The following is a 1,853-nucleotide window of genomic DNA, read 5'->3' as shown; positions in this document are numbered from 1 at the left end:
GGAAGACCCACTCGGCGAATTCCTGCATCTGCCGCAGGGCGACAACGGCAAACATATTGCCGGGAATGTTGTAGTGGAAATCGCAGGCATCGTCACTGGAACGGAACCCGGACCAGATCATCCCGGTATAGTTCACCGGCATGCCAAGTCCGTTATTTCGCAACGAGTCTTCTGGAATGCCGTTGTTGCGGGTGAAGCGGTACGGCGACTGCTCGAAGTGATGCTGCTCTTTTTTGAACACCTCGATAATGGTACGCAGGGCAGACTTGAACTCCGCATCGAAGAAGTCGGTAAGCCCAGTTTCCTGCCAGTAGGTATACGCGAGACGCACCACGAAGCACAGGGAATCAATCTCGAATTTGCGCTCCCAGACCCACGGGGACATCTCGGTCACGTCCGTGGTGTTCCAGTGCCAGTCATTGGCATATTCATTAAACGCATTGGCGTATGGATCGATGTGGATGTACTGGATATGACGTCTGATCAGGCCACCGATGATGCGCTGCAGGTCCGGGTCGTTCTTGGCCAGCGGCACATAATGGATGACCTGTTCCACCGAATCGCGCAGCCAGGAGGCCGGGATATCTCCGGTAATGACAAAGGTGGTGCCATCCTCCATCCGCTTCGTCGTGGTCTCCAGGGTGTTCGGAAAACAGTTTTTGAACAGCTGCAGCAGCTTGGGCCGGTGGGCCAGCTTCGCTTCCGCTTCGGCCAGCACCTCCTGTACGGCTTGCGGCAGTTCGAGCTTTGGCATCGGGATTTTCGGTAATCTGAATTGTTCCAAGGAAAGGACACTCCTTCTGTTCGAATAGTCGTTTATTTCACGTAAATCGTCTGAATCTCAAAAGGGGCAAAGTGCAGCTCGAATTCACCTTGGAGATGGGCGACAGGCTCCAGCTTCTCCTCCAGCGCATTGGACCGGTACACTTCGCTGAACGGGTGGTTCCAGCCCAGCGTCACGGTTTCCCGTCCGCCCGCGGATTCATAGAGCCGCAGAATGCTGCCCTGTCCGTCCTCGGACGGCTTCACGGTATCGAGCACAACATGCTGCCCATTGAAGCGGATGAAACCGCTGGTGGATGGCAGCTGTCCGGTCTTCCCTTCGGCTGCAAGTGCAGATGGTTCCAGATTCAGCTCCGCGGCCTTGCGCAGCGTATGGGCACTCCGCCAATCGCCGAGGTGGGGATAGAGCGAATAGGTGAAGTCATGCGCGCCGAGGTCCGCAGTGGCGTCCGGCCATTGCGGCGCACGCAGCAGGGACAGGCGGATCGTGCTGCCTTGAATGTCGTAGCCGTATTTGCAGTCATTCAGCAGACTGACGCCGTATCCATGTTCGGATACGTCCACAAAACGGTGTCCGCAGACCTCGTACTGCGCCTGTTCCCAGCTGGTATTGCGGTGCGTGGGACGCTCCAGCGCGCCAAAAGGAATCTCATAGGTCGCTTTGTCTGCGACCACATCGACCGGGAAGCCGACCTTCAGCAGCTTATGGGCTTCCTTCCAGTCCACATGGGTCTTGAAATCGATTCTGCGGTCATGGGCATACAGGATCAGATCCTGGGTGATCTGCGACTGGCCCAGCGTCCAGCGGAATCTCAGCACATCCCGGACTTGGCCGGAGTGAAGCACGTATTTCTCCACCAGCTCGGCCTCGCCAGCGGGCTGGGCTTCATAGCGGCTGTCGATATCCCAGGCATCCCAGAGTGTCGGACGGTCATGGAAAAAGTGGAATCGGTTGGCGCGGCCGCCCTGCTGCAGCACTTCCCGGCCGGCTGCTTTGTCGAACAGGCTGGTGATTTCGCCCCGTTCATTGAACGTCAGGCGGTAGTGCGGGGTCTCCCAGCGGTCATTCA

The 1,853-nt window shown here is 57.6% G+C and carries 2 protein-coding genes; both read right to left on the bottom strand.

The window, feature by feature from the left end; genetic code table 11:
• Window positions 1–784 (bottom strand): glycoside hydrolase family 125 protein (locus A3849_RS31910; protein WP_143191961.1); only part of this gene is annotated, 784 nt, incomplete at its 3' end.
• Window positions 785–816: 32 nt separating this feature from the next.
• The coding region (locus A3849_RS31905) for a glycoside hydrolase family 38 C-terminal domain-containing protein (protein ID WP_178382874.1) at window positions 817–1,853 on the bottom strand (1,037 nt) is incomplete at its 5' end.

Origin of the sequence: Paenibacillus sp. P46E (assembly GCF_001909095.1) — a bacterium.
Classification (GTDB): domain Bacteria; phylum Bacillota; class Bacilli; order Paenibacillales; family Paenibacillaceae; genus Paenibacillus_AQ; species Paenibacillus_AQ helianthi.
This window is presented reverse-complemented; position numbering and strand designations above follow the sequence as displayed.